Origin of the sequence: Streptomyces sp. NEAU-sy36 (genome assembly GCF_013423905.1) — a bacterium.
Lineage (GTDB): Bacteria > Actinomycetota > Actinomycetes > Streptomycetales > Streptomycetaceae > Streptomyces > Streptomyces misionensis.
In genome coordinates this window covers 1,083,391-1,109,040 of the sequence record NZ_CP058977.1, presented here as the reverse complement: position 1 = coordinate 1,109,040, position 25,650 = coordinate 1,083,391, and the positions used below count along the sequence as shown (strand labels likewise).

Annotated in this window: 20 protein-coding genes; 10 read left to right on the top strand and 10 right to left on the bottom strand. The window is 73.0% G+C overall.

Translation table 11 applies throughout. The annotated features are described in order from the left end of the window. The first annotated feature begins 102 nt into the window (after nucleotides 1–102). Nucleotides 103–1,485: an amino acid permease gene (locus HZZ00_RS04970; protein WP_070027136.1), complete on the top strand. Its 1,383-nt coding sequence runs from the start codon at nucleotides 103–105 to the stop codon at nucleotides 1,483–1,485. A gap of 126 nt (nucleotides 1,486–1,611) precedes the next feature. Beyond that, entirely contained in the window at nucleotides 1,612–2,259 is a 648-nt protein-coding gene (locus tag HZZ00_RS04965; protein WP_180331070.1) for a superoxide dismutase, read from the top strand. Nucleotides 2,260–2,383: 124 nt separating this feature from the next. Here the strand turns inward: HZZ00_RS04965 and HZZ00_RS04960 are convergent, their stop codons facing one another. Beyond that, nucleotides 2,384–2,992: a histidine phosphatase family protein gene (locus HZZ00_RS04960; protein ID WP_180331069.1), complete on the bottom strand. Its 609-nt coding sequence runs from the start codon at nucleotides 2,990–2,992 to the stop codon at nucleotides 2,384–2,386. 242 nt (nucleotides 2,993–3,234) lie between these two features. Here HZZ00_RS04960 and HZZ00_RS04955 point away from each other — a divergent pair, with 242 nt between their 5' ends. After that, the gene (locus HZZ00_RS04955) at nucleotides 3,235–4,257 is read left to right on the top strand and encodes a 2-hydroxyacid dehydrogenase (RefSeq protein ID WP_180331068.1); all 1,023 of its coding nucleotides are present in this window, start codon (nucleotides 3,235–3,237) and stop codon (nucleotides 4,255–4,257) included. 235 nt (nucleotides 4,258–4,492) lie between these two features. On the opposite strand, the gene HZZ00_RS04950 is transcribed toward HZZ00_RS04955, so the two are convergent. After that, complete coding sequence (locus HZZ00_RS04950; protein WP_180331067.1) at nucleotides 4,493–5,155, bottom strand: DsbA family protein; 663 nt, start codon at nucleotides 5,153–5,155, stop codon at nucleotides 4,493–4,495. Nucleotides 5,156–5,294: 139 nt separating this feature from the next. On the opposite strand from HZZ00_RS04950, the gene pepN (HZZ00_RS04945) reads away from it, so the two are divergent. Both pepN (HZZ00_RS04945) and HZZ00_RS04940 read left to right on the top strand, forming a co-directional pair. Beyond that, the gene (gene pepN, locus HZZ00_RS04945) at nucleotides 5,295–7,871 is read left to right on the top strand and encodes an aminopeptidase N (RefSeq protein ID WP_180331066.1); all 2,577 of its coding nucleotides are present in this window, start codon (nucleotides 5,295–5,297) and stop codon (nucleotides 7,869–7,871) included. A gap of 206 nt (nucleotides 7,872–8,077) precedes the next feature. Next, nucleotides 8,078–9,112, top strand: coding sequence for a hypothetical protein (locus tag HZZ00_RS04940; RefSeq protein WP_180331065.1), 1,035 nt, complete (start codon nucleotides 8,078–8,080; stop codon nucleotides 9,110–9,112). 55 nt (nucleotides 9,113–9,167) lie between these two features. Here HZZ00_RS04940 and HZZ00_RS04935 read toward each other — a convergent pair whose 3' ends face one another. Both HZZ00_RS04935 and HZZ00_RS04930 read right to left on the bottom strand, forming a co-directional pair. Continuing rightward, entirely contained in the window at nucleotides 9,168–11,897 is a 2,730-nt protein-coding gene (locus HZZ00_RS04935) for an FUSC family protein (protein WP_257585656.1), read from the bottom strand. After that, nucleotides 11,894–12,388, bottom strand: a complete 495-nt coding sequence (locus HZZ00_RS04930; protein WP_180331063.1) for a MarR family winged helix-turn-helix transcriptional regulator — start codon at nucleotides 12,386–12,388, stop codon at nucleotides 11,894–11,896. The genes HZZ00_RS04935 and HZZ00_RS04930 overlap by 4 nt, the downstream gene beginning before the upstream one ends. 175 nt (nucleotides 12,389–12,563) lie before the next feature. On the opposite strand from HZZ00_RS04930, the gene HZZ00_RS04925 reads away from it, so the two are divergent. Beyond that, entirely contained in the window at nucleotides 12,564–13,526 is a 963-nt protein-coding gene (locus HZZ00_RS04925) for an IS481 family transposase (protein WP_180331062.1), read from the top strand. 158 nt (nucleotides 13,527–13,684) lie between these two features. Here HZZ00_RS04925 and HZZ00_RS04920 read toward each other — a convergent pair whose 3' ends face one another. After that, nucleotides 13,685–14,851 carry a serine hydrolase gene (locus HZZ00_RS04920; RefSeq protein ID WP_180331061.1) on the bottom strand — a complete coding sequence of 389 codons (1,167 nt, stop codon included), beginning with the start codon at nucleotides 14,849–14,851 and terminating at the stop codon, nucleotides 13,685–13,687. Between the two features lie 92 nt (nucleotides 14,852–14,943). Beyond that, complete coding sequence (locus HZZ00_RS04915; protein WP_180331060.1) at nucleotides 14,944–16,698, bottom strand: TIGR03767 family metallophosphoesterase; 1,755 nt, start codon at nucleotides 16,696–16,698, stop codon at nucleotides 14,944–14,946. A gap of 468 nt (nucleotides 16,699–17,166) precedes the next feature. On the opposite strand from HZZ00_RS04915, the gene HZZ00_RS04910 reads away from it, so the two are divergent. Further along, a complete protein-coding gene (locus HZZ00_RS04910) occupies nucleotides 17,167–18,183 on the top strand; it encodes an aspartate-semialdehyde dehydrogenase (protein ID WP_180331059.1) in 1,017 nt (338 codons plus the stop codon). A gap of 117 nt (nucleotides 18,184–18,300) precedes the next feature. Here the strand turns inward: HZZ00_RS04910 and pepN (HZZ00_RS04905) are convergent, their stop codons facing one another. Beyond that, nucleotides 18,301–20,868, bottom strand: coding sequence for an aminopeptidase N (gene pepN, locus HZZ00_RS04905; protein ID WP_180331058.1), 2,568 nt, complete (start codon nucleotides 20,866–20,868; stop codon nucleotides 18,301–18,303). 112 nt (nucleotides 20,869–20,980) lie between these two features. On the opposite strand from pepN (HZZ00_RS04905), the gene HZZ00_RS04900 reads away from it, so the two are divergent. Next, nucleotides 20,981–21,451 (top strand): DUF1203 domain-containing protein, encoded by a 471-nt coding sequence (locus HZZ00_RS04900; protein ID WP_180331057.1) that lies wholly within the window; start codon nucleotides 20,981–20,983, stop codon nucleotides 21,449–21,451. Here the strand turns inward: HZZ00_RS04900 and HZZ00_RS04895 are convergent. Then, a complete protein-coding gene (locus HZZ00_RS04895; RefSeq protein WP_180331056.1) occupies nucleotides 21,402–22,301 on the bottom strand; it encodes a putative RNA methyltransferase in 900 nt (299 codons plus the stop codon). The genes HZZ00_RS04900 and HZZ00_RS04895 overlap by 50 nt on opposite strands. Between HZZ00_RS04895 and HZZ00_RS38210 the strand changes: the two genes are divergently transcribed. Further along, nucleotides 22,273–22,719: a transposase gene (locus HZZ00_RS38210; protein WP_306856150.1), complete on the top strand. Its 447-nt coding sequence runs from the start codon at nucleotides 22,273–22,275 to the stop codon at nucleotides 22,717–22,719. The genes HZZ00_RS04895 and HZZ00_RS38210 overlap by 29 nt on opposite strands. On the opposite strand, the gene HZZ00_RS04885 is transcribed toward HZZ00_RS38210, so the two are convergent. After that, on the bottom strand, nucleotides 22,700–23,668 hold the full coding sequence (locus tag HZZ00_RS04885; RefSeq protein ID WP_180331055.1) for an alpha/beta hydrolase: 969 nt from the start codon (nucleotides 23,666–23,668) through the stop codon (nucleotides 22,700–22,702). The genes HZZ00_RS38210 and HZZ00_RS04885 overlap by 20 nt on opposite strands. Before the next feature lie 37 nt (nucleotides 23,669–23,705). Then, nucleotides 23,706–24,278, bottom strand: a complete 573-nt coding sequence (locus HZZ00_RS04880) for a TetR/AcrR family transcriptional regulator (protein WP_180331054.1) — start codon at nucleotides 24,276–24,278, stop codon at nucleotides 23,706–23,708. A 131-nt stretch (nucleotides 24,279–24,409) separates the two neighbouring features. Here HZZ00_RS04880 and HZZ00_RS04875 point away from each other — a divergent pair, with 131 nt between their 5' ends. After that, nucleotides 24,410–25,510, top strand: coding sequence for a saccharopine dehydrogenase NADP-binding domain-containing protein (locus HZZ00_RS04875; protein ID WP_180331053.1), 1,101 nt, complete (start codon nucleotides 24,410–24,412; stop codon nucleotides 25,508–25,510). The last annotated feature ends 140 nt before the right edge of the window (nucleotides 25,511–25,650 follow it).

Here is a 25,650-nt window from a genome sequence, read left to right as displayed (position 1 = left end):
GCTCCGGGTGTCCGGATACTGGGCGGCTCCTTCGCACATGCGGACGGGCCGCCCAGACTTGGGGAGTTTTTACCCCCCACACCGCACGGGAGAGCCGCGCCCATGCCCAGCAGCACCCGCACCGAGACACCACCACAGACGGAGGGGGCCTCACTCGCCCACGGCCTCAAGCAGCGCCACCTGTCGATGATCGCCCTCGGCGGCGTGATCGGCGCGGGCCTGTTCGTGGGTTCGGGCGCGGGCATCGCCGCGGCCGGCCCGTCCATCGTGATCGCCTACGCCCTGTCCGGGCTGCTGGTGATGCTCGTGATGCGGATGCTCGGCGAGATGTCGGCCGCCTACCCCTCGTCCGGCTCCTTCTCGGCCCATGCCGAGCGGGCGATCGGCCCCTGGGCCGGGTTCGCGGCCGGCTGGTCCTTCTGGGTGCTGCTGTGCACCGCCGTGGGCCTGGAGGGCATCGGCGCGGCCAAGATCGTCCAGGGCTGGGTGCCGGGCAGCCCGCAGTGGATCTGGGTCGCGCTGTTCATGCTGGTCTTCCTCGGCACGAACCTGGCCGCCGTGAAGAACTTCGGCGAGTTCGAGTTCTGGTTCGCCGCGCTCAAGGTCGGCGCGATCTCGCTGTTCCTGGTGCTGGGCGTGCTCGCCATCACGGGCGTGCTGCCGGGCACCGACGCGCCCGGCACCTCCCACCTGTCCCACTTCCTGCCGCACGGCGGCCAGGGCCTGGTCATCGGCCTGCTCGCCTCGGTCTTCGCCTACGGCGGCCTGGAGACGGTCACCATCGCGGCGGCGGAGTCGGAGGACCCGGTGCGGGGCGTGGCGCGTGCGGTGCGCACCGCGATGTGGCGCATCGCCGTGTTCTACATCGGCTCCATGGCCGTCGTCGTCACCCTGGTGCCGTGGGACTCCCCGGAGGTCGTGGCGCGCGGCCCCTACGTCGCGACCCTGGACCACCTCGGCATCCCGGGCGCGGCCCGGCTGATGGACGTGGTGGTGTTCGTGGCGCTGCTGTCCGCGATGAACGCCAACATCTACGGCTCCTCGCGCATCGCCTTCTCCCTGGTCGAGCGCGGCCAGGGCCCGAAGGCGCTGGCGAAGCTGTCCGGCGGGGTGCCCCGGATCGGCGTGCTCACCTCCTGTGTCGTGGGCTTCTTCTGCGTGCTGCTGAGCTACTGGCGGCCCGACGACGTCTTCCCGTGGCTGCTGAACATGATCGGCGCGGTGATCCTGGTCGTCTGGATCTTCATCGCGGTCTCCCAGCTGCTGCTGCGCCGCCGGATCGAGCGGGAGGCGCCGGAGAAGCTGGTGGTGCGGATGTGGGCGTTCCCGTACCTCACCTGGGTGGCGCTGGCCGGGATGGCCGCGGTCTTCGTGCTGATGGCACGGCAGCCGGACACCCGGGTCCAGCTGTACTCGTCGGGCGCGATGACCGTGGTGCTCGCGGCGGTGGGATACGTCTGGCAGCGGGCGCGCGCCCGGCGCTGACCCCCGCGCCGCAGGCGGACCGGGCCCCCACGTGCGACACGTGGGGGCCTTTCTGTTGCCCGGACGCTGTTGTTGCTAGCGTGTAGTTGCAAGAGACTTGCAATAAGGTTCCGGAGGGGATCACCCATGCCCGTCTACACGCTGCCCGACCTGCCGTACGACTACTCGGCGCTGGCCCCCGTGATCAGCCCCGAGATCATCGAGCTGCACCACGACAAGCACCACGCCGCCTATGTGAAGGGTGCCAACGACACGCTGGAACAGCTGGCGGAGGCGCGGGACAAGGAGTCGTGGGGCTCGGTCAACGGGCTGGAGAAGAACCTGGCCTTCCATCTGTCCGGGCACATCCTGCACAGCATCTACTGGCAGAACATGACCGGCCCGAAGGACGGCGGCGGCGAGCCGCTGGCGGCGGACGGCGTGGGCGAACTCGCCGACGCCATCAAGGAGTCCTTCGGCTCCTTCGCCGCGTTCAAGGGCCAGCTGTCCAAGGCGGCGGCCACCACCCAGGGCTCCGGCTGGGGCGTGCTCGCGTACGAGCCGCTGAGCGGACGGCTGATCGTGGAGCAGGTCTACGACCACCAGGGCAACGTCGGCCAGGGCTCGACCCCGATCCTGGTCTTCGACGCCTGGGAGCACGCCTTCTACCTCCAGTACAAGAACCAGAAGGTCGACTTCATCGAGGCCATGTGGCGGGTGGTCGACTGGCAGGACGTGGCCCGGCGATACGAGGCCGCCAAGTCCCGCGCGAACGCGCTGCTGCTCGCGCCGTGAGCGCACGCCCCTGAAGCGTCCCGCCTCGTGATCGTCTTCTCACCCTTCACGGCGGCGGGCGGATGGAGGGAGGCCCTCCGTGAGGACGTGACTCACGGGGGGCCTTCCGTCGTGCGGCGCCCCTTCACGCGCAGGGCACGTTGAGCGACAGCAGCGCCGTGCGGTCGCCGTCGACGCGGATCTCGGTGACGGCCGCGTTCAGCAGCCGCGGCAGGACACGGCGGTATTCGGACAGCGGAATCCGCAGCAGGGAGCAGAGCACCAGCCGCAGCAGGGTGTTGTGCGCGACGACCAGAACCCGGCCGCCCCGGTGCGCCGCGGCGATCCGGCGCAGCGCGGCGGCGCCCCGCGCGGCGGCGGCGCGCGGGTCCTCGGCGCCGGGGAACGGATGACCCACCGGGTCCCGGCGGTAGGCCTCCGCGGCGGCCGGGTGCTCCGCCGCGAACTCCGCGAGGGTACGGCCCTCCACCACGCCGAAGCCGCACTCGCGGAGGTCGTCCTCGTGCCGCGCCTCGATCCCGAGCGCCCGGCAGGCGGGCTCGGCGGTGGCCACGGCCCGGGTCAGCGGCGAGCACCACACGGCGTCCACGGGCCGCTCCCCCACCCACCTTCCCAACGCCTCCGCCTGCGCCCGCCCCAGCGCGGTGAGCCCGATGTCGCTCGCTCCGGCGTACCGGTTCTCCGCGTGCCAGGGGGTCTCGCCGTGGCGGGCCAGGAGGAGGGTGGTGGTCATGCCGTCGGTGTTCCCTTCCGTCTTCCGTTCCGTCTTCCGTCCCCTTTCCCTTCCCCGCGCCGCCGGCTTCCGGCGCTTCCTGCCCGTTCGGTCAACTTCCCATGCCCGTATGGGGGTTCTCCCTGCCTTTCCCGTGCCCGAGGGATTGACGCCCGCCGGATGGTCATTACACCCTGTACATCCGAAGCGACCCACCGTGTCGCCGCCCCTGTCCTGGACGACGAGACGAAAGACGCCCTGTGATGGCCTCCAGTGTGCGGGTGCTGGCCGCCGGCGACCGCTTCGTGCTTCCCTCGCTGATCGCGGCGGCCCTCGCGCGCCACGCCCACTGCGATGTGCGGGAGCTGACGCTCGGCTGGCCGCTGGAACCGTTCGGTCCGGTCGCCGAGGTGCGCGAGGCCAGCGACGCGGAGGACGAGCTGATCGCGGCCCTGGCCGGCGCGGACGTCCTCGTCACCCAGATGGCGCCGGTCACCGAGCGGGTGCTGACCGCCCGCCCGGAAGTGCGGCTGGTCGCGGTCTGCCGGGGCGACCCGGTGAACGTCAATCTGGAGGCGGCCAGGCGGCACGACGTCCGGGTCTGCTCCGCGCCCGGCCGCAGTGCCGCCGCCACCGCCGAGTTCACCGTCGGCCTGCTGATCGCCGCCCTGCGCCGTATCCCGCAGGCCCACGACCTGCTGGCGGAGCAGGGCAGTTGGGCGGGCTCGACGTACTACACGTACGAGCAGAGCGGACTGGAGCTGGAGGACCTGCCGGTCGGGCTGATCGGGTACGGCGCGGTCGGCAGCCGGGTCGCGCGGGCGCTGTGCGCGTTCGGCGCGCGGGTGATGGTGCACGACCCGTACGCGCGCGGCGAGGTGCACGGGCTGCGGATGTCCTCGCTGGACGAACTGCTGCGCCGCTCCCGGGTGGTCAGCCTGCACGCCCGGCTCACCGAGGAGACCCGGGGGCTGCTCGGCGCCCGGGAGCTGGCGCTGCTGCCGCCGGGCGCGGTCGTGGTGAACGCGGCCCGCGGGGCCCTGCTGGACGAGGCGGCGCTGTGCGACGCGCTGGAGGACGGCCGGCTCGCCGCGGCGGCGCTGGACACGTACGCCGAGGAGCCGCTGCCGGCGGACTCGCGGCTGCGGACGGTGGGCGGGCGGGTGCTGCTGACCCCGCACCTCGGCGGCGCGAGCCGGGCGGTCGCGGAGAAGGCGGCCCGGCTGGCCGCGGCGGAGGTGGGGCGGTGGGTGCGAGGGGAGCCGCTCGCCCACTGTCTGACGTGATGCGCGGGAGCCGGGCCACGACACCGGGAGGGCGGCGTGTCCGCCGGGACCGGCGTGAGGATTGCGGACCCGGTCCCCGCGCTTGTCCGCGGGGGGCGGGGTCCGCCGGGGCCGGTTCCCCGCGCCCGTCCACAGGGCACGGACGCCCGGCCCCGGCACCCGGTGGATCACGCACGCCGGGCCCGGTGGTGTGCCGTCGCCGGCAGGAGCCGGGGCCCTGTCCCGTACCGGAGGTCTACAAGTTGCTGAAGTCGGGGCCCTGCGTCCGCGTGCGCTTGATCTCGTAGAAGCCCGGGACCGAGGCGACCGCGAGAGTGCCGTCCCACAGGCGGGCGGCCTGCTCGCCCTTGGGGGCGGGGGTGACGACCGGGCCGAAGAAGGCGATCTGCTGCCCGTCGTCCCCGGGGACCGCGATCACGGGGGTGCCGACCTCCTGGCCGACCTTGTCGATGCCCTCCTTGTGGGAGGCGCGCAGCTCCGCGTCGAACTCGAAGTCCTCCTGCTCGGCGTAGTCGATCAGCTCGGCGGGCAGGCCCACGTCGGCGAGCGCCCCGGCGATGGCCTCCAGGGTGGCGCCCTCGCCGTTGTTGTGGATGCGGGTGCCGAGCGCGGTGTACAGCGGGCCCACGACCTCCTGGCCGTGCTTCTGCCAGGCGGCGGTGACCACCCGCACGGACTGCCAGGCCCTGGTGCTGAGCATCTCCCGGTACTCGTCGGGCAGCTCGTCCAGCTTGTCCTCGTTGAGGACGGCGAGGCTCATGACGTGCCAGCGGACCTCGATGTCCCGGAGCTTCTCCACCTCCAGCACCCAGCGGGAGGTCATCCAGGCCCAGGGGCACAGCGGGTCGAACCAGAAGTCGACGGGGGTCTTGCCGGACGGGGACACGGTCTCGGACATGGTTCTCCTCAGCGAAAAGGTCGTCTCCAGCGGCAACGACGTCCCCGCGAGCGGCATTCCCCGCCGAGCCCCGTCAGGAGCACATGGCAGGATCGGTGCTGTTCAGCCATGACTCACGCGATCACAAGGGAGTGCCGCCGTGCCCGGTGAGAATCTTTCCCGCGACGAGGCCCGGGAGCGGGCCGCCCTGCTGTCCGTCGACGGATACGACGTGTCCCTGGACCTCAGGTCCGCCGTCGGCGACGGGAACGGCGAGCCGCGCACCTTCCGCTCGGTGACCACCCTCCGCTTCCGCTGCAACGAGCCGGGCGCGTCCAGTTTCGCCGACCTGATCGCGCCGAGCGTGACCGCCGTGTCCCTCAACGGCAAGGACCTGGACCCGAGCGAGGTCTTCGACGGCACCCGGATCGCGCTGGAGGACCTGGCCGCGGAGAACGAGCTGGTGGTCGACGCCCAGTGCGCCTACTCGCGCACCGGCGAGGGCCTGCACCGCTTCGTGGACCCGGAGGACGGCGAGGTCTACCTCTACACGCAGTACGAGCCGGCCGACTCCCGCCGGGTGTTCGCGGGCTTCGAGCAGCCCGACCTCAAGGCGCCGTTCCGCTTCGAGGTGCGGGCACCCGAGGGCTGGACCGTGTGGAGCAACGGCGCCGGTGAACTGTCCGACGGCGTCTGGCGGTTCGCGGAGACCAAGCCGATCTCGACGTACATCACCTGCGTGGTGGCGGGCCCGTACCACTACGTGACGGACACCTACTCCCGTACGTTCGCGGACGGCACCACGCTGGAGATCCCGCTGGGCGCGATGTGCCGCAAGGGGCTCGCCCCGCACTTCGACGCCGACGACGTCTTCCTGATCACCAAGCAGGGCCTGGACTTCTTCCACGAGCACTTCGACTACCCGTACCCCTTCGGCAAGTACGACCAGGCGTTCGTGCCGGAGTACAACCTGGGCGCGATGGAGAACCCGGGCCTGGTGACCTTCCGCGAGGAGTACATCTTCCGCGGGAAGGTGACGCAGGCGTCGTACGAGGCCCGCGCCAACGTGATCCTGCACGAGATGGCGCACATGTGGTTCGGCGACCTGGTCACCATGGCCTGGTGGGACGACCTGTGGCTGAAGGAGTCCTTCGCGGACTTCATGGGCACGTTCGGCAACGTCGGCGCGACCCGCTTCAAGGACGCCTGGATCACCTTCGCCAACCGCCGCAAGGCCTGGGCGTACCGCGCGGACCAGCTGCCGTCCACGCACCCGATCACGGCGGACATCCGCGACCTCCAGGACGCCAAGCTGAACTTCGACGGCATCACCTACGCCAAGGGCGCCTCCGTGCTCAAGCAGCTGGTGGCGTACGTCGGGCAGGACGCGTTCCTGGAGGGCGCCCGCCGCTACTTCAAGCGGCACGCCTACGGCAACACCCGCCTGGACGACCTGCTGTCGGTGCTGGGCGAGACCAGCGGCCGGGACATGACGGCGTGGTCGCGGTCCTGGCTGGAGACGGCCGGGGTGAACGCGCTGACCCCGCAGGTGCTCCTGGCGGACTCGCGTGTCGCCGAGCTGGCGGTGGTGCAGGAGGCCCCCGAGACCCATCCCGAACTGCGGCCGCACCGGATCGCGGTGGGCCTGTACCGGCTCACCGAGGGCGGCGCGCTCGAACGGTACGCGCGGGTGGAGACGGACGTGGACGGCCCGCGCACGGTCGTGGCCGGGCTGGCCGGCGCCGAGGCCCCGGACCTGGTGCTGGTCAACGACGACGACCTGACCTACTGCAAGACCCGCTTCGACGCCGGTTCGCTGGCCACGCTCCAGGAGCACCTGGGCGACCTGACCGACCCGCTGGCGCGGGCCCTGTGCTGGTCGGCGCTGTGGAACATGACCCGGGACGCGCTGCTGCCGGCCCGGGACTTCATCGGCCTGGTGCTGCGCTTCGCGGGCCGCGAGTCGGACATCGGCGTGCTCCAGATGCTGCACGCGTGGGCGCACTCGGCGCTGGAGCGCTACGCGGCCCCCGACTGGCGGGAGACCGGCGGCGCGCTGCTCGCCGAGGGCGCGCTGCGGGAACTGCGGGCGGCCGGGCCGGGCAGCGAGCACCAGCTGGCCTGGGCGCGGTTCTTCGCCTCGACGGCGTCGGCCGAGCCGGACCTGGCGCTGCTGAGGGAGCTGCTGGACGGCACCACGGCGATCGAGGGCCTGGAGGTGGACCAGGAGCTGCGGTGGGCGTTCCTGGAGCCGCTGGCCGCGCACGGCGCGGCCGACGAGCGGCTGCTCGCCGCCGAACTGGCCCGCGACGACACCGCGTCCGGCAAGCGCCACCAGGTCCGCTGCCTGGCGGCCCGCCCGTCGGCGGAGGTCAAGGCGCGGGCGTGGGAGCAGGTCGTGGAGTCCGACACGCTGTCCAACGCGCTGGTGGAGGCGACGATCGCGGGCTTCGACCAGCCCTCCCAGCGGGAGCTGACCGCGCCGTACGCGCAGAAGTACTTCGCGGCCATCGAGCGGGTGTGGCGGGAGCGTTCCATCCAGATCGGCATGGACGTGGTCAGCGGGCTGTTCCCGGCCCTCCAGGACCGGCCCGAGACGCTGGCGGCGACGGACGCGTGGCTCCAGGCGCACCAGGACGCGGCGCCCGCGCTGCGGCGGCTGGTGCTGGAGGCGCGGGACGACCTGGCACGGGCGCTGCGCGGACAGGCGTGCGACGCGGAGGCCGCCGCCCGATGAGCCTTGGCCCGAGCCTCGGCGGTCGGTGACCGTTACCGGATTCGTGCCCCGACGGCCGTAACCCCTGGTCCGCACCCTGGCGACCAGGGGTTTCCGGTGCCCGATCGGCATCCGAACACCTGACCTTTAGTGCCGTCTTGTCCGCATTTCTCGACGACCGTGTAACAGCGGTTAAAGGAGGGACCAAGGGTGGGCATCCCGAGGGCATGACGCACAACACCCCCCTCTCCCCCCGCCCCCTCGGCCACCTCCACGACATCCACCACCGCGTGCTGACCACGGCCCAGCTGCGCGCCCACGGGGTGACCGCGGCCGAACTGTCCGCACGGACCCGCCCCGGCGGACCCTGGCGCCAACTGCTGCCACACGTCCACCTGTTGCACCCGGGACCGCCGACGAGCGAGGAGCGGCTGCGCGGCGCCCTGCTGTACGCGGCCCGCGAGCCCGCGCCGGGCGTCCCCCTCCAGCCGACGGCCAGGCACGCGCACCGGCCGCCGTACCCGGGCGCGATGCTCACGGGACTGGCGGCGCTCACCCTGTACGGCTTCCACGCCGCGCCGCCGCTGACGTCCCTGGAGCACATCGACGTCCTGGTGCCCCGGCAGCGCAGGCTGCGCTCCACCGGTTACGTCCGGATCGTGCGCGGCGCGGACGTGCCCGAGCCGCGCACGGTGACCGGGCTGCCGGTGGCGCCGGTGCCGAGGGCGCTCGCGGACGCGGTGGCCGGGCTGCGGGACGCGGAGCCGGTGCGGCGGCTGCTGACCGAGGCGGTGCGCGGGGGACACTGCGAACCGGCCGCCGTCGTCCAGGAGCTGACGCGGGCGAAGCTGCTCGGGCGGCCGCATGTGGTGGGCGCGGTGGAGGCGCTGGTCGCGGAGGGCCGGTCGATCGCGGAGGGCCGGCTGTACCGGATGGTCCGGGAGTACGGCCTGCCGGACCCGCTGTGGAACGTGGACCTGCGGCTGCCCGGCGGCCCCTCGCTCGGCGCCCTGGACGCCTACTGGCCGGACCAGGCGGTCGCGGTCGAGCTGGACGTCCGGCACGGGGACGGCGAGGACGCCGTCTGGGCGCGGTACGCGGACAAGCGGGAGCGGCTGGAGCGGCTCGGGATCACGGTCGTCCATCTGACCCCGGCGAAGCTCAGGGAGTCGATGGCCCAGCAGGCCGCGGTGGTCCGTACGGCCCTGATGGCGGCCGACGACGGGGAGCCGGCCGCCTACGTCGTCGCCCTGCCCCGGTAGTCCGGGCCTCCGCGCTTCCCCGGCCCCTCGGCTGCCGGGGAAGCGCGGCGCCCGCCTACAGCCGGATGTCCAGCCGCACGTCCGCCCGCGCCGCGTGGATCGTGACGGACTGGGCGCGCGGGGGGTGGTCGGCCGCCGCCACGACCAGGGTGTGGGAGCCCGGCCGCAGGCCGAGCCGGTAGCGGCCGGCGTCGGCGTGGGTCTGGGCGACCCGCTGGCCGCGGGAGTTGATGACGGTGACCCTGACGCCGGGGCAGCCGTCCGGATGGGCGGCGCAGGACACCGAGCCGGCGAGGTGCGCCGCGGCCGCGCCCTGCGTCCGGACCGCACCGGTGGCGGGACCGGCCGTGCCGGGGCCCACCGCGACGGCGACCTGGGCGGACGGCGTGCGCACGAGGCGCGTTCCGCCCCGGCCCGCCGCCGGGGCGTCCACCGCCGGGGCGGGCGCGGGCCGCCGGGCCGGGCACGGCTGCCCGGCGTCCCGGCCGGTGCCGGGGGCCACGGGCAGCCCGCTCTTCTCGGCGAACGCGGCCAGTGCCGTGTCCAGTGCCTCCAGCTCGCGCAGGGCGGTCCGCAGCCGCTGGGCGCGCGGGCCGGGCGCGGCCGGGCGCACCTGGGCCTGCAACTCCCGGACCATGGGGCCGACGGGGCGCCAGGCGCCCTGGGCGGTGCCGTTGACGAGGTGGTGGTCGAGGGCGCGCAGCGAGTCGGTGAAGGTGTGGGTGACGAGCTGGAGCCGCTCGGACAGCCGCGGGGAGAGGTCGATGTCGACGTCCGCGGCGGACGCCAGCGCCCGGGCGTGTCCCGTGGCCGTGGTCAGCAGCGCCATCCGGTTGAGCGGCCCGCGGCCGCGCACCCCGATCGGCATGCGCACCAGCGGCCGGGAGACCTCCGCGACCTCGAACAGCGCGACGTCGACGGCTCGTGCCGCGCCTCGCAGCCGCACCGGGCTGTCCGGCTCCTCCCAGCGGGCCGAGACCTGGATGAGCAGGTTCTGGACCGCCCGGACGTAGCCGTGTTCCGCCTCCCGGGCGATCGACCGGGTGGACAGGGGGAAGATCAGCGCGGCGCAGGCGGCCGCCACCAGGATGCCGATGCCGTTGTCCAGGAGGCGTTCGCCGAGCAGGTGGTCCATCCTGCTGTCCGGCGTGGTCAGGCCGTAGAGCTGGACGAGGGCGACGACCAGGCCGGTGGTCCACAGGGCGTAGGCGCGCTGCATGCCCCAGGAGCCGAGGGCGAGACCGAGGACGATGACGGTGAGCGTCCAGTAGACGTGGTCGCGGCCGACCCAGTGGAGCAGGAGCACCCCGATGATCGCGCCGGCGGCGGTGCCGATCATGCGGTGGCCGAACTTGCGCAGCCGTTCGTGCGTGGTGTTGGTGCCGAACAGCGTGATCATCACGCCGACCAGGCCCCAGTAGAAGCGCCGCGGGTCGATGGCGTCGGCGATGGGACAGGCGATCGCGGCGGCCACTCCCGCGTGCAGCGGGGCCCGCACGAAGGGCACGACCCGCTGCCAGCCGCTCTGCGTGCGCGCGGTGAGCACGCGCCGCATCGGCGCGGCCGAGCCGGGGATGCGGTCGTTCTCCAGCGCCACGGCCGGTTCGAAGGGCACCGCGGCGGGGCTGTCGGACGTGCGCCGGCCGAGGGCCAGCCAGCCGGAGAGGGAGTCGGCCAGGGATTCGAGGAGTTCGGCGACCCGGCGGACGAGGGCCGCGGACTCGGCGTCGTGGGCGGCGGCCCGCGGGTCGTGCAGGATCGCGTCGGCCCGCTCCCGGATGGTCCGCACGGCGGGCCGCAGCCCGTCGGCCTCGGCGGGCGGGGTGTCGCGGGCCAGCAGCAGGCCCACCGCCAGGCACTGGCGCAGCTCTTCGGGCGGCGACTGCGTGGTGAGCACCTGGACCGCCTGGCTGATGCCGCGCAGCGCGAGTTCCGCGTCGAACAGATGCCGGTGCAGCAGCTCCGCCACCACGGGGTCGGTGGCGGCCTCGGGCTGGGCGAGGCGGGCGTCGATGGTGAGGGTGACCAGGTTCAGGCGGCGCAGCGAGCGGTTCATCCGGCGCTCCGCCCGCTTCGGGGAGGCGTCGGGGTCGAGCGCGTCGACGGTGATGTCGACCAGCCGGCGGGCCTCCAGGACGAAGGCCCGCTGGGTGCGCAGCAGGTCCTCCCTGGGCATCGGGTAGCACAGCAGGAGCCGGGCGGCCAGCACCGCCGCGGCGGAGACCAGGGCGATCACGAACGCCTTGCCCACCATGGCGGAGGGGATGCCCGCGATGGTGCCCACCATCAGCCCGTTGAACATCATCATGCCGGTGAGCAGCGCCAGCTGACCGAACCGGGCGAGCAGGAAGGTCACGGCGAGCGCGACGACGTTGAGGCCGATCTCCAGCGTGCGGTGGCCGCTCAGGCTCGCGGCCACCCAGAGCACCAAGGTGTAGGGGAACGGCATCCAGAGACTGGACTTCGCTATCTTGTCCCAGCTGTTGCCGGTCACCGCGAAGCCGTTCATCAGGCCCATCATCCCGCCGACCATCATGCCGATCATCGGGGGAACGGCGAGGGCGTGCGACAGGCCGTAGCCGACCGCCAGCGAGGTGACCATCGTCACCAGCGTCCGCCAGCCCGCCTGGAGCTGTCCCAGTCCAGGGTCCGCGACCAGCACGCGGTCCCACCACCGGTAGCGGCCGGCCACCCGTCTGGGGGCCACGCCGATGGGCACGGCTTCGGCCGGTGTCACGGCCGGGGCGGGATCGGCTTCCTGCCGGGCGGTTCCTGGGCGGGTCAAGTGGCCTCCGGTTCCATGGCTTCGGCGAGCGTGGCGACGGCCTGCCGCGCGGCGTACACCGTGCGCTCGCATTCTTCGACGGTCGGGCTGTGCAGGGCGTCCAACAGGGCTGCGGCCATCCGCTGCCGGGCCTGTTCGAGCAGGCGGCGTCCGCCGGGGGTGAGGGTCGTCTCCACCACGCGGCGGTCCGCCGTGGAGCGGCGGCGCTCGACCAGCCCCTGGTCCTCCAGCTTCTGCAGCAGCACCGTGACCCGGGGCTGCACCAGTCCGGTGCGCGCCGCGAGTTCGGTGACGCGCCGGGGCGTGGTCTCCAGTGCGGCGAGCAGGGACGCCTCGGTACGGGTCAGGCCGTACTCCCCGGCCCGGAACAGCGCCTGGGTCAGCCTGGCGAGGTCGCGCAGCATGCCCTGGGCGGCGCTCTGGATACGGCGTTCGGCGTCCTGATCCGGCTCGTCCGGCGGGGCGCCGGCACCACCGGAAGAAACATGCATATGGAAAGTATATATCCGCGGACCCGCGTCCGCCGCCGGCCCCGCGTGACCGGACGCGGGTCTAGGTGTGTTGTCCCGGGACGTTGGTGACACGCGGGCTGGGTGCTTGAACAGGTGAGGGCCTTCTGGGTTCGGTGTGGATTGCGAAGTCTGCACCGACGTCCAGGAGGCCCTCGTGTCCCACCGTAATGCCCCGCTGACCCCGACCGGCAGGCTGCGGCTGGCCCGGTGTGTCGTGGACGACGGCTGGCCGCTGCGCAGGGCCGCGGAACGCTTCCAGGTCAGCCACACCACCGCCGCCCGCTGGGCAGGCCGCTACCGGCAGCTGGGCGCCGAAGGCATGCACGACCGCTCCAGCCGCCCGCACCGTCAACCCCACCGGACCCCGGCCGCCATCGAGGCACAGGTCGTGCGGCTGCGGCGCGAACACCGCATCGGCCCGCTGCGACTCGCGGCCCGAACCGGTATCGCCACCTCTACCGCCCACCGCATCCTGGTCCGGCACGGCCTGCCGGCTCTGGCCGCCTGCGACCGGTCCACCGGCGAGCCCGTGCGCCGCTACGAACGGGCCCGGCCCGGCGAACTGGTCCACATCGACGTCAAGAAACTCGGCCGCATCCCCGACGGGGGCGGCCACAAATTCCTCGGCCGCGCGGCCGGCCGGGCCAACCAGGACCGCCGCAGCGGCACCGGATACGCCTACCTGCACACCGCCCTGGACGACCACACCCGCCTGGCCTACACCGAAGACCTGCCCGACGAAAAGGCCGCGACCTGCGCCGCCTTCCTCACCCGGGCAACGGCCTGGTTCGCCCAGCGGGGCGTCACCGTCGAACGCGTCCTGACGGACAACGCCTGGGCCTACACGAAGAACACATGGCGCGACACCTGCCGCGAGCTGGGCATCAGGCCCCGCTGGACCAGGCCCTGGCGACCGCAGACCAACGGCAAGGTCGAACGCTTCCACCGCACCCTGCTCGACGAGTGGGCCTACATCCGGCCCTACACCTCAGACGCCGAACGGCAGGCCGCGTTTCCCGACTGGCTGGACTGGTACAACTACCACCGACCCCACACCGGCATCAGCGGTTACCCACCAGCCAGCCGCGTCACCAACCTGTCCGAACAGCACATCTAGGGTCTTTCGTTTGGATCAGGCCGGATCAGGGAGCGGGGTCTGGTGCGTGCAGATGCAAGGCGGAGGAGGGAGTCAACGCGGAGCGTTGGCGACCGACGACAACGCCGCAGATGTGCGTGCCAGACCCCGCGAGCCCGGCATGATCCAGACGAGAGGCCCTAGTCGCCGCAGAACTCGGCCTCGACCACCGCGTCCGTGTCCCCGGCCCAGTCGCTGTTGAAGTTCAGCGCCAGCACATGGCGGCCGTCGGCGGTGGCCGCCGCGACGGAGGTGGAGCCGAGGATGTCGCCGGTGTGGGTCCAGACGTGCACGCCGCAGCCGAGCCTGCGGTCCATGAGGCCGAGGCCGTAGCGGACGTCCGGGACGCCGTCGATCGCGACCGTGGTCCGCATCTCCGCCAGTTGGCGGGCGGGAAGCAGCCGTCCGCCCAGCAGGGCGCCGTAGAAGCGGTCCAGGTCGGCCGAGTCGGAGATCACCTCGCCCGAGGAACCGGCGAGGGAGGGGTCGAGGTCGGTGACGTCGTACACCGGTCCCGCCGGGTCGTCGAACGTCGAGTAGGCCCGGCCGCTTGGGCGCGGGAGGGTGACCTCCGTGCCGGGCAGGGACGTGGCCCGCAGGCCCAGCGGCTCGATGACGCGACGGGTGATCTCGGTGGCGTACGAGTGTCCCGTCACCTTCTCGACGACCATCCCGGCGACGACGTAGTTGGTGTTGGAGTAGTGCCAGGAGGTGCCGGGCGCGAAGTCCGGCGCGTGCCGCAGGGCGATGGCCACCAGCTCGCTCAGGGTGAGGGTGTCGTAACGGTGCCGCCGGAAGCCGTTCTCGGTGAGGTGCGCGGCGCGGAACTCCTCGTCCTCCGTGTAGTTCGGCAGGCCGCTGGTGTGGTCGAGGAGCCGGCGCAGGGTGATGCGGCGGCCGTCGTTGCCGTGCCCCCGCACGAGCCCCGGCAGCCACTTGTCCACGGTGTCGTCCAGGGACAGCCGCCCCTCCGCCTCCAGTTGGAGCAGCACGGTGGCGACGAAGGTCTTGGTCATGCTGCCGATGCGGTACCGGTCCCGCGGCGAGCGCGGTTCACCGGTGCGCAGGTCGCCGGTGCCGGCGGTCGCGGACCAGGTCCCGCGGGGGTCGCGCACGGTGACCGTCACACCGGGGACCCCGGCCGCGACGGCGGCCTCGACGGCCCTGCGGGTGGCGGAGTGCGCGTCGGCGGAGCGCGCCCCGGCGGGGCGGGAGGCGTGGTGGGCGTGGGTGGCGAGGGCCGGGGTGGTCAGGGCCGCCGTCAGGAGCAGGGCGGTGGCGCCCAGCAGGACCGTGCGTGCCGCCATGTCTTCCCCCAACCGGTGATGTGCGCTGTCGGGGGAAGATACCGGTGCCGGGTGCCCGAAGGTTGCCCGGCACCGCTCCGGACGGCCTCGGGTCAGCCCTTTTCCAGCACCAGTTCGGTGTTGCGGTCGGCCGCGGTGCCCGCGAGGTCGGGGCTCGCCCCGGGGGCGTTGAACGCCAGCTCCCGGTAGAGCGCGGCGAGTCCGGTCTGGGAGAGGTCGGCGAAATCGGTGCGGTGCGGGGCCGCGGACTCGATCAGGGTGGTGAACAGGGAGATCGTGCCGTCCTTGTTGTCGGTCAGCTCGATGATCCTGGCGAGGTGGGGGTGGTCGACGTGCGAGGCGGTGGAGATCTCCCAGAACGAGCGGCCGCCGCCGGTGCGGTGCGGGGTGACGACGTTGCGGTGGATGTGCCCGTTCACCCAGGCCAGCACGTTGGCGTGGCGGGACAGCAGCGTGACCACCTCGGCGCCGCCGTGCCGCTTCTCGCCGGGGCGGTCCGGGTCGGGGCGGGTGTTGTCCATGGACTTGCTGGTGTGGTGGCTGAAGACGACGGCGTGGGAGTCCCTGTTCTCCCGCAGCGTCCGGTCCAGCCACTTCAGCTGGGCGGTGCCGATCGAGCCCTGGTAGTGGCCGCCGGGGTCGGTGGTGTCGAGGCTGATGCCGATGACGTCGTCCGAGATCCGGAAGGCGTAGTACTGGGTGCCCGCGTCGAGGTTCGCCGCGGAGTAGCCGTGCCCGGCCGGGCCGTGGCCCTGGTAGGCGGGGTCCAGATGGGCCTTGAGGTAGTCGGACCGGGTGTAGGGGGCGCGCTTCTCGTCCGCCGTGACCGCCCGCATGCCGCTCGCGTGGGCCTTGAGGAAGTCGCGGTAGCCGACGGCCGCGGGGTCCGTGCCGTTCTTGATGGCGGCCTGGAGCTTCTTGGCGTCGGCGAGGGCGACGTCGTACAGCTTCCGGCCGCCGATCGCGGCCTCGGCGAGGTAGGGGTCGCCGTGGGAGCCGTAGCAGCCGAGCGGGAGGGCGTCGTGGTTGCCGACGGTGGAGTACCAGGGCACGTCCAGGCCGGGGCTGCGCACCTCGCGGACGGCGGCGGCGAGGAAGCCGTCCAGGTGCGGGAAGCCGAGCGCCTTGTCACCGTCGCGGACGTCGGAGTCGGGCTGCCAGAACATCTTCAGACCGCTGTTCTGCACGCCCTCGTAGTACCGGGGGTCGCCGGTGTTGGGGGTGATCCGGCCGCCGCTCATCACCTTCATGAACCACTCCAGTTCGGAGTGGGCGTTGTTGTCGGTGTTGTCGCCGGTGGTCATGACGAACCCCAGCGGGGCGCCGGTGACCGGGCCGCCGCGCAGCGCGTTCACCCGCTCCACCAGCGAGACCGCGCCGGGCACGGTGAGCGCCTCGTGCGGGCGCCAGGAGTGGGTGTCGGTGACGCGCATGTACTCCAGGCGCAGCGGGTGCTGCACGTCCTGCAGGTGCAGATCGGTGAACTGCACGAACGCGGCGAGCGTCGTGCGGCGCGCCTCCCGCCCGGACTTCGGGGCGGCCAGCTCGGTGCGCACCACCCGGGGCCAGCCGGGCCCGTCGCCGAGGCGCCGGTAGCCGGAGGCGCCTCGCGGGGTGGCGACGGAGTCGAGGGTGGTGCCCTTGGTGGAGGGGGCGAGCGGAGCGGCCGGCCCCCGGGACCCGGCGGCGGGCGTCCGCGGGGCGGGGGCGGTGGTGGCGGCCTCGCTGGCGGTGGGGCGCAGGGCGTAGCCGACGCCCGCGGAGAGCGAGACCGCTCCGGCGGCGGCGAGGACGGTGCGGCGGCTGACCCCCGCGGCGGAGGCGGCGACAGAGCGTGTGCGCGACATGCGCGATCTCCCCGGGTGCGAACGCGTCGGCAGTGGTCGCGGGCCGCCGCGTACGCGTACGCCCCGCTCAAGGGGGATCGTCGGCAGCGGGGGTGGCCCCGGAGTGAACGAGGCGGCAACGCGGGGCGCCGATCACGGTACGTGGATCACCGGGTACGGCACGTGGTCACGGAGCGGATCGCGGGCGGCCCGGACACGGTCATTCCCCGTTCACCTGCCGGGGCAGGGGGCGCCCGGCGCCGGGGCGGCAGAGGCGTGCGTCACACGTCCGTATGACCGTGTCCCGGCCGGGCAGGGGGCTGGGCAGCACGGCGTGCGGCGCGGGCACCCGGTGAGGCACCCTTGCGGGCACGTCCACTCCTCGGGCACATGTCGCAAAGAATTGGACAGGTGGGCCGGGGTCGGCCGCATCATGGAAACGCCCCGGTCAGCCCCGGGGCCAGGCACAGTCGGACAGAGGGAGTCGTCGTGAGGGTCGGAATCGTCGGAGCCACCGGTCAGGTCGGCACGGTCATGCGCAGGATCCTCGTGGAGCGCAACTTCCCGGTCACGCAGCTGCGGCTGTTCGCCTCGGCCCGCTCGGCCGGCACGGTGCTGGACGGCGTGAAGGTGGAGGACGCGTCGGCCGCCGACTACTCCGGCCTCGACATCGTGCTCTTCTCGGCGGGCGGCGCGACCTCCAAGGCGCTGGCCGAAAAGGTCGCCTCGCAGGGCGCCGTCGTGATCGACAACTCCTCGGCCTGGCGCCGCGACCCCGAGGTGCCGCTGGTCGTCGCCGAGGTGAACCCGCACGCGATCGCCGACCGCCCCAAGGGCATCATCGCCAACCCGAACTGCACCACGATGGCCGCGATGCCGGTCCTCAAGCCGCTGCACGAGGAGGCGGGCCTGGAAGCCCTGGTCGTCGCCACCTACCAGGCGGTGTCCGGGTCGGGTCTCGCGGGCGTGGCCGAGCTGCACGGCCAGGTCCAGAAGGTGGCCGCGGAGGCCGACAAGCTGACCCACGACGGGCAGGCGGTCGACTTCCCCGAGCCGAACGTCTACCGGCGCACCATCGCCTTCAACGTGCTCCCGCTGGCCGGCTCGATCGTGGACGACGGTCTGAACGAGACCGACGAGGAGCAGAAGCTGCGCAACGAGTCCCGCAAGATCCTGGAGATCCCCGGTCTCAAGGTCTCCGGCACCTGCGTGCGCGTACCGGTCTTCACCGGCCACTCCCTCCAGATCAACGCCCGCTTCGCCCGCCCGCTCTCCCCCGAGCGCGCCACCGAACTGCTGGCCAAGGCCCCGGGCGTCGCCCTGTCCGACATCCCGACCCCGCTCCAGGCGGCCGGCCAGGACCCCTCGTACGTCGGCCGCGTCCGCGCCGACGAGACGGTGGACAACGGGCTCGCCCTCTTCGTCTCCAACGACAACCTACGCAAGGGCGCGGCGCTGAACGCCGTGCAGCTGGCGGAACTGGTGGCGGCGGAACTCTCCGCCTGACCCGAAAGGGCGGCCACGGACGCGTGGCCGCCCTTTTCCCTGCCCCCGGCGCCTTCCCGCCGGACACGCGAAAGGGGCGCCCGGCGATCCGCCGGGCGCCCCTTCGGGTACCGCGTGCTACTCGGCCGCGTCCGCGGCCTGCGCCTTCAGGGCGCGCTCGATGCCCGCGCGGGACTCGGAGACCAGGCGGCGCAGGGCCGCGCCCGGCTCGGCCGCCGCCAGCCAGGCGTCCGTCCGGTCCAGGGTCTCCTGGGAGACCTGGAGCGACGGGTAGAGGCCGATGGCGATCTGCTGGGCGATCTCGTGCGAGCGGGAGTCCCAGGCGTCCTTGACGATCTCGAAGTACCGCTCGGTGTAGGGCGCCAGCAGCTCACGCTGGTCGGTCTGGACGAAGCCGCCGATCACGGCCTCCTGCACCGCGTTGGGCAGCTTGTCGGAGTCGACCACCGACGACCAGGCCTCCGCCTTCGCCTCCTCGGTCGGCCGGGCCGCGCGCGCGGTGGCCGCGTGCCGCTCGCCGGCCGCGGTCTTGTCCCGCTCGTACTCGGCGGCGATCTCCGCCTCGTCGAACCGGCCCACCGCGGCCAGCCGCTCCACGAAAGCCCAGCGCAGCTCGGTGTCCACGGCCAGGCCCTCGATGCTCTGCGAGCCGTCCAGCAGGGCCTCCAGCAGGTCCAGCTGCTCCGGGGTGCGCGCGGTCGCCGCGAACGCCCGCGCCCAGGCCAGCTGGTGGTCGCTGCCCGCCTCGGCCGCGCGCAGGTGCGCGAGCGTGGCGTCGGTCCAGCGGGTGAGCAGGGCCTCGCGGGCGGCCGGGTCGGCGTACAGGTCGATGGCCAGCTTCACCTGGCGGTGCAGCGACTGCACCACGCCGATGTCGGACTCCTTGCCGATGCCGGACAGCACCAGCGAGAGGTAGTCGCGGGTGGCCAGCTCGGCGTCCCGCGTCATGTCCCAGGCGGAGGCCCAGCACAGGGCGCGCGGCAGGGACTCGGTGAAGTCGCCGAGGTGCTCGGTGACGACCGCGAGGGACTGCTCGTCCAGGCGGACCTTGGCGTACGACAGGTCGTCGTCGTTGAGCAGGATCACGGCCGGCCGGCGCTTGCCGGTCAGCTGCGGTACGGCGGTCAGCTCGCCGTCGACGTCCAGCTCCACGCGCTCGGTGCGCACCAGCTTGCCGTCGGCGTCGAGGTCGTAGAGGCCGATGGCGATGCGGTGCGGGCGCAGCACCGGCTCGCCCTTGGCGCCCGCGGGCAGCGCGGGGGCCTCCTGGCGGACGGCGAAGGAGGTGACGACACCCTCGGCGTCGGTGGCGATCTCGGGCCGCAGGACGTTGATCCCGGCGGTCTCCAGCCACTTCTTCGACCAGGTCTTCAGATCGCGGCCGGAGGTCTCCTCAAGGGCGCCCAGCAGGTCGGACAGGCGCGTGTTGCCGAACGCGTGCCGCTTGAAGTACGCCTGCACGCCCTTGAAGAACTCGTCCTCGCCGACGTACGCCACCAGCTGCTTGAGGACGGAGGCGCCCTTGGCGTAGGTGATGCCGTCGAAGTTGACGAGGACGTCGTCCAGGTCGCGGATGTCCGCCATGATCGGGTGCGTGGAGGGCAGCTGGTCCTGCCGGTACGCCCAGGTCTTCATGGAGTTGGCGAACGTGGTCCACGAGTGCGGCCAGCGCGAGCCGGGCGCCGCCGCCTGGCAGGCGATGGAGGTGAAGGTGGCGAACGACTCGTTCAGCCACAGGTCGTTCCACCACTCCATGGTGACCAGGTCGCCGAACCACATGTGGGCCAGCTCGTGCAGGATCGTCTCCGCGCGCACCTCGTACGCCGCGTCGGTCACCTTGGACCGGAAGACGTACTGGTCGCGGATGGTGACCGCGCCCGCGTTCTCCATGGCTCCCGCGTTGAACTCGGGCACGAAGAGCTGGTCGTACTTCTCGAACGGGTACGCGTGGTCGAACTTCTCCTGGAACCAGTCGAAGCCCTGCCGGGTGACCTCGAAGATGGCGTCCGCGTCCAGGAACTCGGCGAGCGAGGGACGGCAGTAGATGCCGAGCGGCACCCGCTGCCCGTCCTTCTCGTAGACGCTGTGCACGGCGTGGTACGGGCCGGCGATCAGCGCGGTGATGTACGTCGAGATGCGCGGGGTCGGCGCGAACGTCCAGACGTCGTCCTGCGGCTCGGGGGTCGGCGAGTTGGAGATCACCGTCCAGCCCGCGGGCGCCTTCACGGTGAACTGGAAGGTGGCCTTGAGGTCCGGCTGCTCGAAGGAGGCGAAGACCCGGCGGGCGTCCGGCACCTCGAACTGGGTGTACAGGTACGCCTGCTCGTCCACCGGGTCGACGAAGCGGTGCAGGCCCTCGCCGGTGTTGGTGTACGCGCAGTCGGCGACGACCCGCAGGACGTTGCGGCCCTCCAGCAGGCCGGGCAGCGCGATCCGCGAGTCGGCGAAGACCTCGGCGGGCTCCAGCCGGTCGCCGTTGAGCACCACCTCGTGGACGGCCGGGGCCACCAGGTCGATGAAGGTCTCCGCCCCGCCGCGGGCGACGTCGAAGCGCACCGTGGTCACGGACCGGTAGGTACCGCCCTCCTGCGCGCCGGAGAGGTCGAGATCGATCTCGTACGAGTCAACGGTGAGCAGCTCGGCCCGCTGCTGCGCCTCTTCGCGAGTCAGGTTTGTGCCAGGCACGCGGTCATCTCCTCGTTATGTGTGGGTTGCGCCATCCTTCCATGCCACCTGGCGGGAAGGCGATGTCCGTATCCCGCCGGTGACGCGGGCGCCGTCGGCGGAGGGTGAACTCATGACGACCTACACCGTGTGCCCCGTACCCGCCGACACCCTGCGCGCCCTGCGGACGGCGGACGACGCGGGCCGCCCCGCGGTCCCGTACACCGACGAGGAGGGCGGCGCCCCGCTGCGCTGCTGCCTGCGCCGCAGCGCGCCGGGCGAGCGCATCGCCCTGGTCTCGTACGCGCCGCTGCGCCGCTGGGCGGCCGCGACCGGCGCCCGCCCCGGCGCCGACGACGAGCAGGGACCGGTCTTCGTCCACGCCGGGGAGTGCCCGGGCTGGGCGGGGCCGGGCCTCCCCTTCGACAACTCCCACCGGGTCCTCCGCCGTTACTCCGCCGAGGGCCGCATCCTCGGCGGCCGGTTGGTCCAGGACGGCTTCCACGCCGCCCTCACGGCCGCCTTCGAGGACCCGGAGGTGGCACTGGTGCACGTCAGGGCGGTGGAGTACGGCTGCTTCCTGTACGAGGTGCGGCGGGGCTGACCGGTCCGGGGCGGCGCCGGTAGACGGTCGCGAGGACGGAGACGGTGACGCGGCCGGCCCCGCTCCCGGCGCCGGCCGCGTCCAGGTGGCGGGCGCTCGGCGTCATCCCGACCAGGTCGGCGGCCCGCTCCGCGTCGAGGGGCAGCCCGTACTCGACCCGTTCGGTGCGGGTGGCCTCGAAGAAGGGGTCCAGCGTCCGGTGCAGCCGCCGCTCCTTGTACGGGTCGACCGCGACCGCCCCGGGCAGCCGGCAAAGCAGCTCGGCCAGGTGCCGCGCGGTGGGCCGTACGACGACCAGCCGGCCGCCCGGACGCAGCACCCGGTGGAACTCCCCGGGGTTGCGCGGGGCGAACACGTCCAGCACCACGTCCGCCGCCCGGTCGGCGAGCGGGAGGGGCCGGAAGAGGTCCCAGCTCGCCGCGGCGGCCCGGTCGTGCGCCCGGGCGGCCGAACGCAGGGCGCGCGCCGAGGAGTCGAGGCCCAGTCCGTGCGCGCCGGGCAGCCGGTCGAGGACTCCGGCGAGGTAATAGCCGGTGCCGCAGCCGGCGTCCAGGACGGTGCCCGGCCCCGTCGGCCGGGCGGCGGCCAGCCGGGCCACCGCGCGGCGGATCGGCTCGTACCCGCCGGCGGCCAGGAACCGCTGCCTGGCGCGGACCATGGGTGCGTCGTCGCCGCTGGTGGCGCGGGCTCCGGTGAGGAGGGCGACGTAGCCGTGGCGGGCGATGTCGAAGGCGTGCCCGGCCGGGCAGCGCAGGGCACCGCGGGCGGGACTCAGGCGGGGCGCGCCGCAGGCGGGGCAGCGCAGCAGGGGGAGGAGCGGTATGAGGGCAGGGGGATACGACGGGGGCATGAGCAGGCACTCCTGGCGGACCGATGGGGAGGGGATGTGCCCGCGGGTCCAGGCCGACGGGCACGCCGAGGAGGGCGATGCCGTCCGGCATCGCCCTCGCGGCCCTCGGTCAGAGGAAGCAGCAGTGCGGAGTGCTCATGAACGCCATGACGGAGAGTCTAGGCCCCGCAAAGGCCCTGGCAGTCGGCTGATCGACGGCATTCGGTTCCGGATCCGGACCGGTGTGCCATGGCGAGACGCGCCCGCCGGGTACGGGCCGTGGGGCCGGGTCTGCGACCTGTTTCGCCGATGGCAGCGGGACGGGACCTGGCTCTCGCCGAGGCAGAGGGTGCGATCGTATGGGCCCGACGGGCGTGAGGCGGTCCGCCGGCGACGGCCCGGGGTCGGACCGGGGCCGGTCAGGCGGTGTTCTTGGTGACGAAGTCGGCGATGGCGTCTTCCATCTGCTGGAGGCCGGGGTCTTCGAGGGGGTAGTGGCCGGCGTTCTCCAGCATGACGGTGTCGACCGGGACCTTCGTGATGCGGGACAGGACGGGGACGCTGAGGTGGTGGGGGGTCCAGCGGTCCTCGGCGGGCTGGGTGAGCAGGACGGGGCAGGCGTCGAAGTCGGGCGGTTCGACGGCCGGGACGCAGGTCGCGTAGCTGTCGAGGAAGCGGACGCTGACCCAGTTGGCGGCGGAGGTGCGGTCCTTCATGAGGACTTTCATGGCGTCCGGGTTGTTGGCGAGCGCGGACATCTTGGAGGCGAGGCTCATCGGGTACTTGGCGGAGGCGGCCGGGGTCTTCGCGAGCAGGCCCATGAGGGGGACGCCGACGCGGGCGGTGAGCTTGTCGTGGGAGGTCTCGTCGCGCACCTGCTGGTCGCGCTGGTCGAGGAAGGTCATGCCGACGATGCCGCGCAGGGTGCCGCGGGGAGCCTTGGCGGCGACGTGGTAGGTGAGCATGCCGCCGGCGCTCAGCCCGTACAGCACGATGGGGCGGTCGTCGCGGGACTGCTCGAAGGCGAGGAAGTCGACGACGAGGTCGACCCAGTCGTCGTAGGAGGGTGTGGTGCCGGGCCTGACCTTGGTGAGGCCGTAGCCGAGGTTGTCCAGGGCGACGGTCTCGAAGCCGCGTCGGGCGAGCGGGGCGCCGAGGATCAGGGACATCTGGCGGCCGTTGGTGCCCACGCCGTGGTGCAGGACGACCTTGGCCTTCGCGTCGGGGTTGCGGTAGCGGTCGAGGTGGACGTGGTGGCCGCGCCAGTCCCAGAAGTCCTCCTCGGGCGCGGTGGCGTCGGTCAGCCGCAGGCGCTCGGGCAGGAACTGCTGGAGGTCGCGCCAGGCCTGCTGGTCGCGGTAGTAGTCGGGGGCGGGGGTGGTGTTCATGACTCTGCGTCTTTCGGGCGGCCCGGCCCGCGTGGGGTCAGGCGGGGGCGGGTGCGGGGCCGGCGAGGGCTCCGCGGGTGATCATCCGCACGCCGGCCTTGAGCTCGTCGAGCACGGCGTCGGCGTCGCGCAGGTTCTCCTCCAGGCCGCGGGTGAAGGTGAGCAGGACGGCGGCGGCCTGCCGCGCGCCGTCCCCGGCGTCCCGGGCGAGGGCTGACGTCAGGAGTTCGGCCAGCTGGTCGGTGTAGTCGGTGACCAGGTCGGGGGCCTGGGCCGTGGCGGCGGACAGCAGCTCCCCGGCGTGGGCGGGGCTGTCCTGCCAGAGCCGGATGGCGACCTCCAGCTTCACCGTGAGCACGGCGAGGACCTTCTCCTCGGGCGTTCCCGGGGCCTGCGCCGCGGCCCGCGCGGCCGCACCGGCCTGCTCCAGCAGCGACCGGACGACCTTGACGATCGCCTCCTCCTTGCTGCCGACGTACTTGTAGACCGTCGGCCGCGACAGCTGCGCCTCCTCGACGATGTCCGAGACCGTGGTGCGGCGGTAGCCGTTGCGGCAGAAGCAGCGGTAGGCGGCGTCGAGGACGAGCTGGGAGGAGGGAACCTTCGGCATAGCTATGAAGTTAACACCAGGCTCTAAAAGTGTAAAGTCGTGAGTGTTCCCGCAGCCCCCGACCGAAAGGCGCCATCGTGGACAAGCGCAGAATCGTCCTGCTCTGAGCGACCGGCTTCACCGGCCGGCGCGTGCTGCGCGAGCTGCTCGCCCGCGGCGAGACGCCGACCCTGGTCGGCCGCAGCCGCGCAAAGCTGCTCGCTCTGAGCGAGGACCTCCGCACGGATCTGGACGTCGTCGAGGCCGACGCCACCTCGACGGCTGACCTCACCCGCATCGTCGATCGCACCGACGTCGTCGTCTCCACCGTGGGACCGTTCACGCAACTCGGCCTGCCGGCGGTCACCGCCGCGGCCAGGGCCGGCGCCCGCTACCTCGACTCCACCGGGGAGCCACCCTTCATCCGAGAGGCCTTCGCCCTGGACGCCGTCGCCACCGCCGGCGGCGCGAGCGTCGTCCCGGCGTTCGGTTACGACTACGTCCCCGGCAACCTCGCCGGGGCCCTCGCCCTCGCCCAGGCCGGCGAGCAGGCGCGCCGCGTCGAGATCGGCTACTTCCTCACCCGCTCCGGCCACGGCGACGAGACGCGCTACCGCGGCACCCTGCGCGACGCCTTCACCCTCACCACCGGCGGCACCCGCGCCTCACTCGTCGGCTCCGCCGTCGAGGACACTTTCGCCTACCGGCGCCCGCGCACCGGCGGCCCAGCCCGCCTCACCACCGAACACACCGGTGCCCGCCTGCTCGCCTTCCATCACGCGGGAACGACCCGCACCGCGCTGACCGTCGGCGGCTCCGAACACCTCGGCCTGCCCGAAGCCTTCCCCCACCTCGACAGCGTCGACGTGGGCCTGGGCTGGTTCGGCCGATCCACCCCTGTCGTCCAGACCGCCATCCACCTCGCCGCACCCCTCCTGCACACCACGGCGATCCGCGGCGCCGTCACCAGACTCTCCCGGCACCTTCCCGGCTCCACGCGCGAACCCGACACCGATGGCCGGGCCCTCGTCATCGCCGTCGCCCGCGACGCGGCAGGCAGGACCATGGCCACGACCGCGCTCACCGGCCCCGACCCCTACGAGATGACCGGCTCCCTGCTCGCCTGGGGCGCAAGCCACGCCGCCGCCCCCGACACCGCCCTCACTCCCGGTGTCCACGGCCCCGTCACAGCCATCGGACTCCAGGCACTGCGCGACGGAGCCGCCCAAGCCGGCCTGCGCGAGGCCGCGTAAACACAGCGATCCCGACGTCACGGCAAGGGGTGCATCGTGCGCAGGCTTGCGAAACACGCCCTGGAGCCGGAAAACGCCGAGGGCGCCGACCTACCCCGGGGTACGGCTTTCGCGCGTACCGGCGGGAGGACAGGCGCCCC

What these genes read in the sequence shown, in the direction of transcription:
- HZZ00_RS04965 (WP_180331070.1), top strand. Translation starts at nt 1,612, where the DNA reads ATGCCCGTCTACACGCTGCCCGACCTGCCGTACGACTACTCGGCGCTG.
- HZZ00_RS04955 (WP_180331068.1), top strand. Translation starts at nt 3,235, where the DNA reads ATGGCCTCCAGTGTGCGGGTGCTGGCCGCCGGCGACCGCTTCGTGCTT.
- HZZ00_RS04895 (WP_180331056.1), bottom strand. Translation starts at nt 22,301, where the DNA reads ATGCCCCCGTCGTATCCCCCTGCCCTCATACCGCTCCTCCCCCTGCTG.
- HZZ00_RS04970 (WP_070027136.1), top strand. Translation starts at nt 103, where the DNA reads ATGCCCAGCAGCACCCGCACCGAGACACCACCACAGACGGAGGGGGCC.
- HZZ00_RS04915 (WP_180331060.1), bottom strand. Translation starts at nt 16,698, where the DNA reads ATGTCGCGCACACGCTCTGTCGCCGCCTCCGCCGCGGGGGTCAGCCGC.
- HZZ00_RS04920 (WP_180331061.1), bottom strand. Translation starts at nt 14,851, where the DNA reads ATGGCGGCACGCACGGTCCTGCTGGGCGCCACCGCCCTGCTCCTGACG.
- HZZ00_RS04885 (WP_180331055.1), bottom strand. Translation starts at nt 23,668, where the DNA reads ATGAACACCACCCCCGCCCCCGACTACTACCGCGACCAGCAGGCCTGG.
- HZZ00_RS38210 (WP_306856150.1), top strand. Translation starts at nt 22,273, where the DNA reads ATGAGGGCAGGGGGATACGACGGGGGCATGAGCAGGCACTCCTGGCGG.
- HZZ00_RS04930 (WP_180331063.1), bottom strand. Translation starts at nt 12,388, where the DNA reads ATGCATGTTTCTTCCGGTGGTGCCGGCGCCCCGCCGGACGAGCCGGAT.
- HZZ00_RS04960 (WP_180331069.1), bottom strand. Translation starts at nt 2,992, where the DNA reads ATGACCACCACCCTCCTCCTGGCCCGCCACGGCGAGACCCCCTGGCAC.
- HZZ00_RS04880 (WP_180331054.1), bottom strand. Translation starts at nt 24,278, where the DNA reads ATGCCGAAGGTTCCCTCCTCCCAGCTCGTCCTCGACGCCGCCTACCGC.
- HZZ00_RS04900 (WP_180331057.1), top strand. Translation starts at nt 20,981, where the DNA reads ATGACGACCTACACCGTGTGCCCCGTACCCGCCGACACCCTGCGCGCC.
- HZZ00_RS04950 (WP_180331067.1), bottom strand. Translation starts at nt 5,155, where the DNA reads ATGTCCGAGACCGTGTCCCCGTCCGGCAAGACCCCCGTCGACTTCTGG.
- HZZ00_RS04940 (WP_180331065.1), top strand. Translation starts at nt 8,078, where the DNA reads ATGACGCACAACACCCCCCTCTCCCCCCGCCCCCTCGGCCACCTCCAC.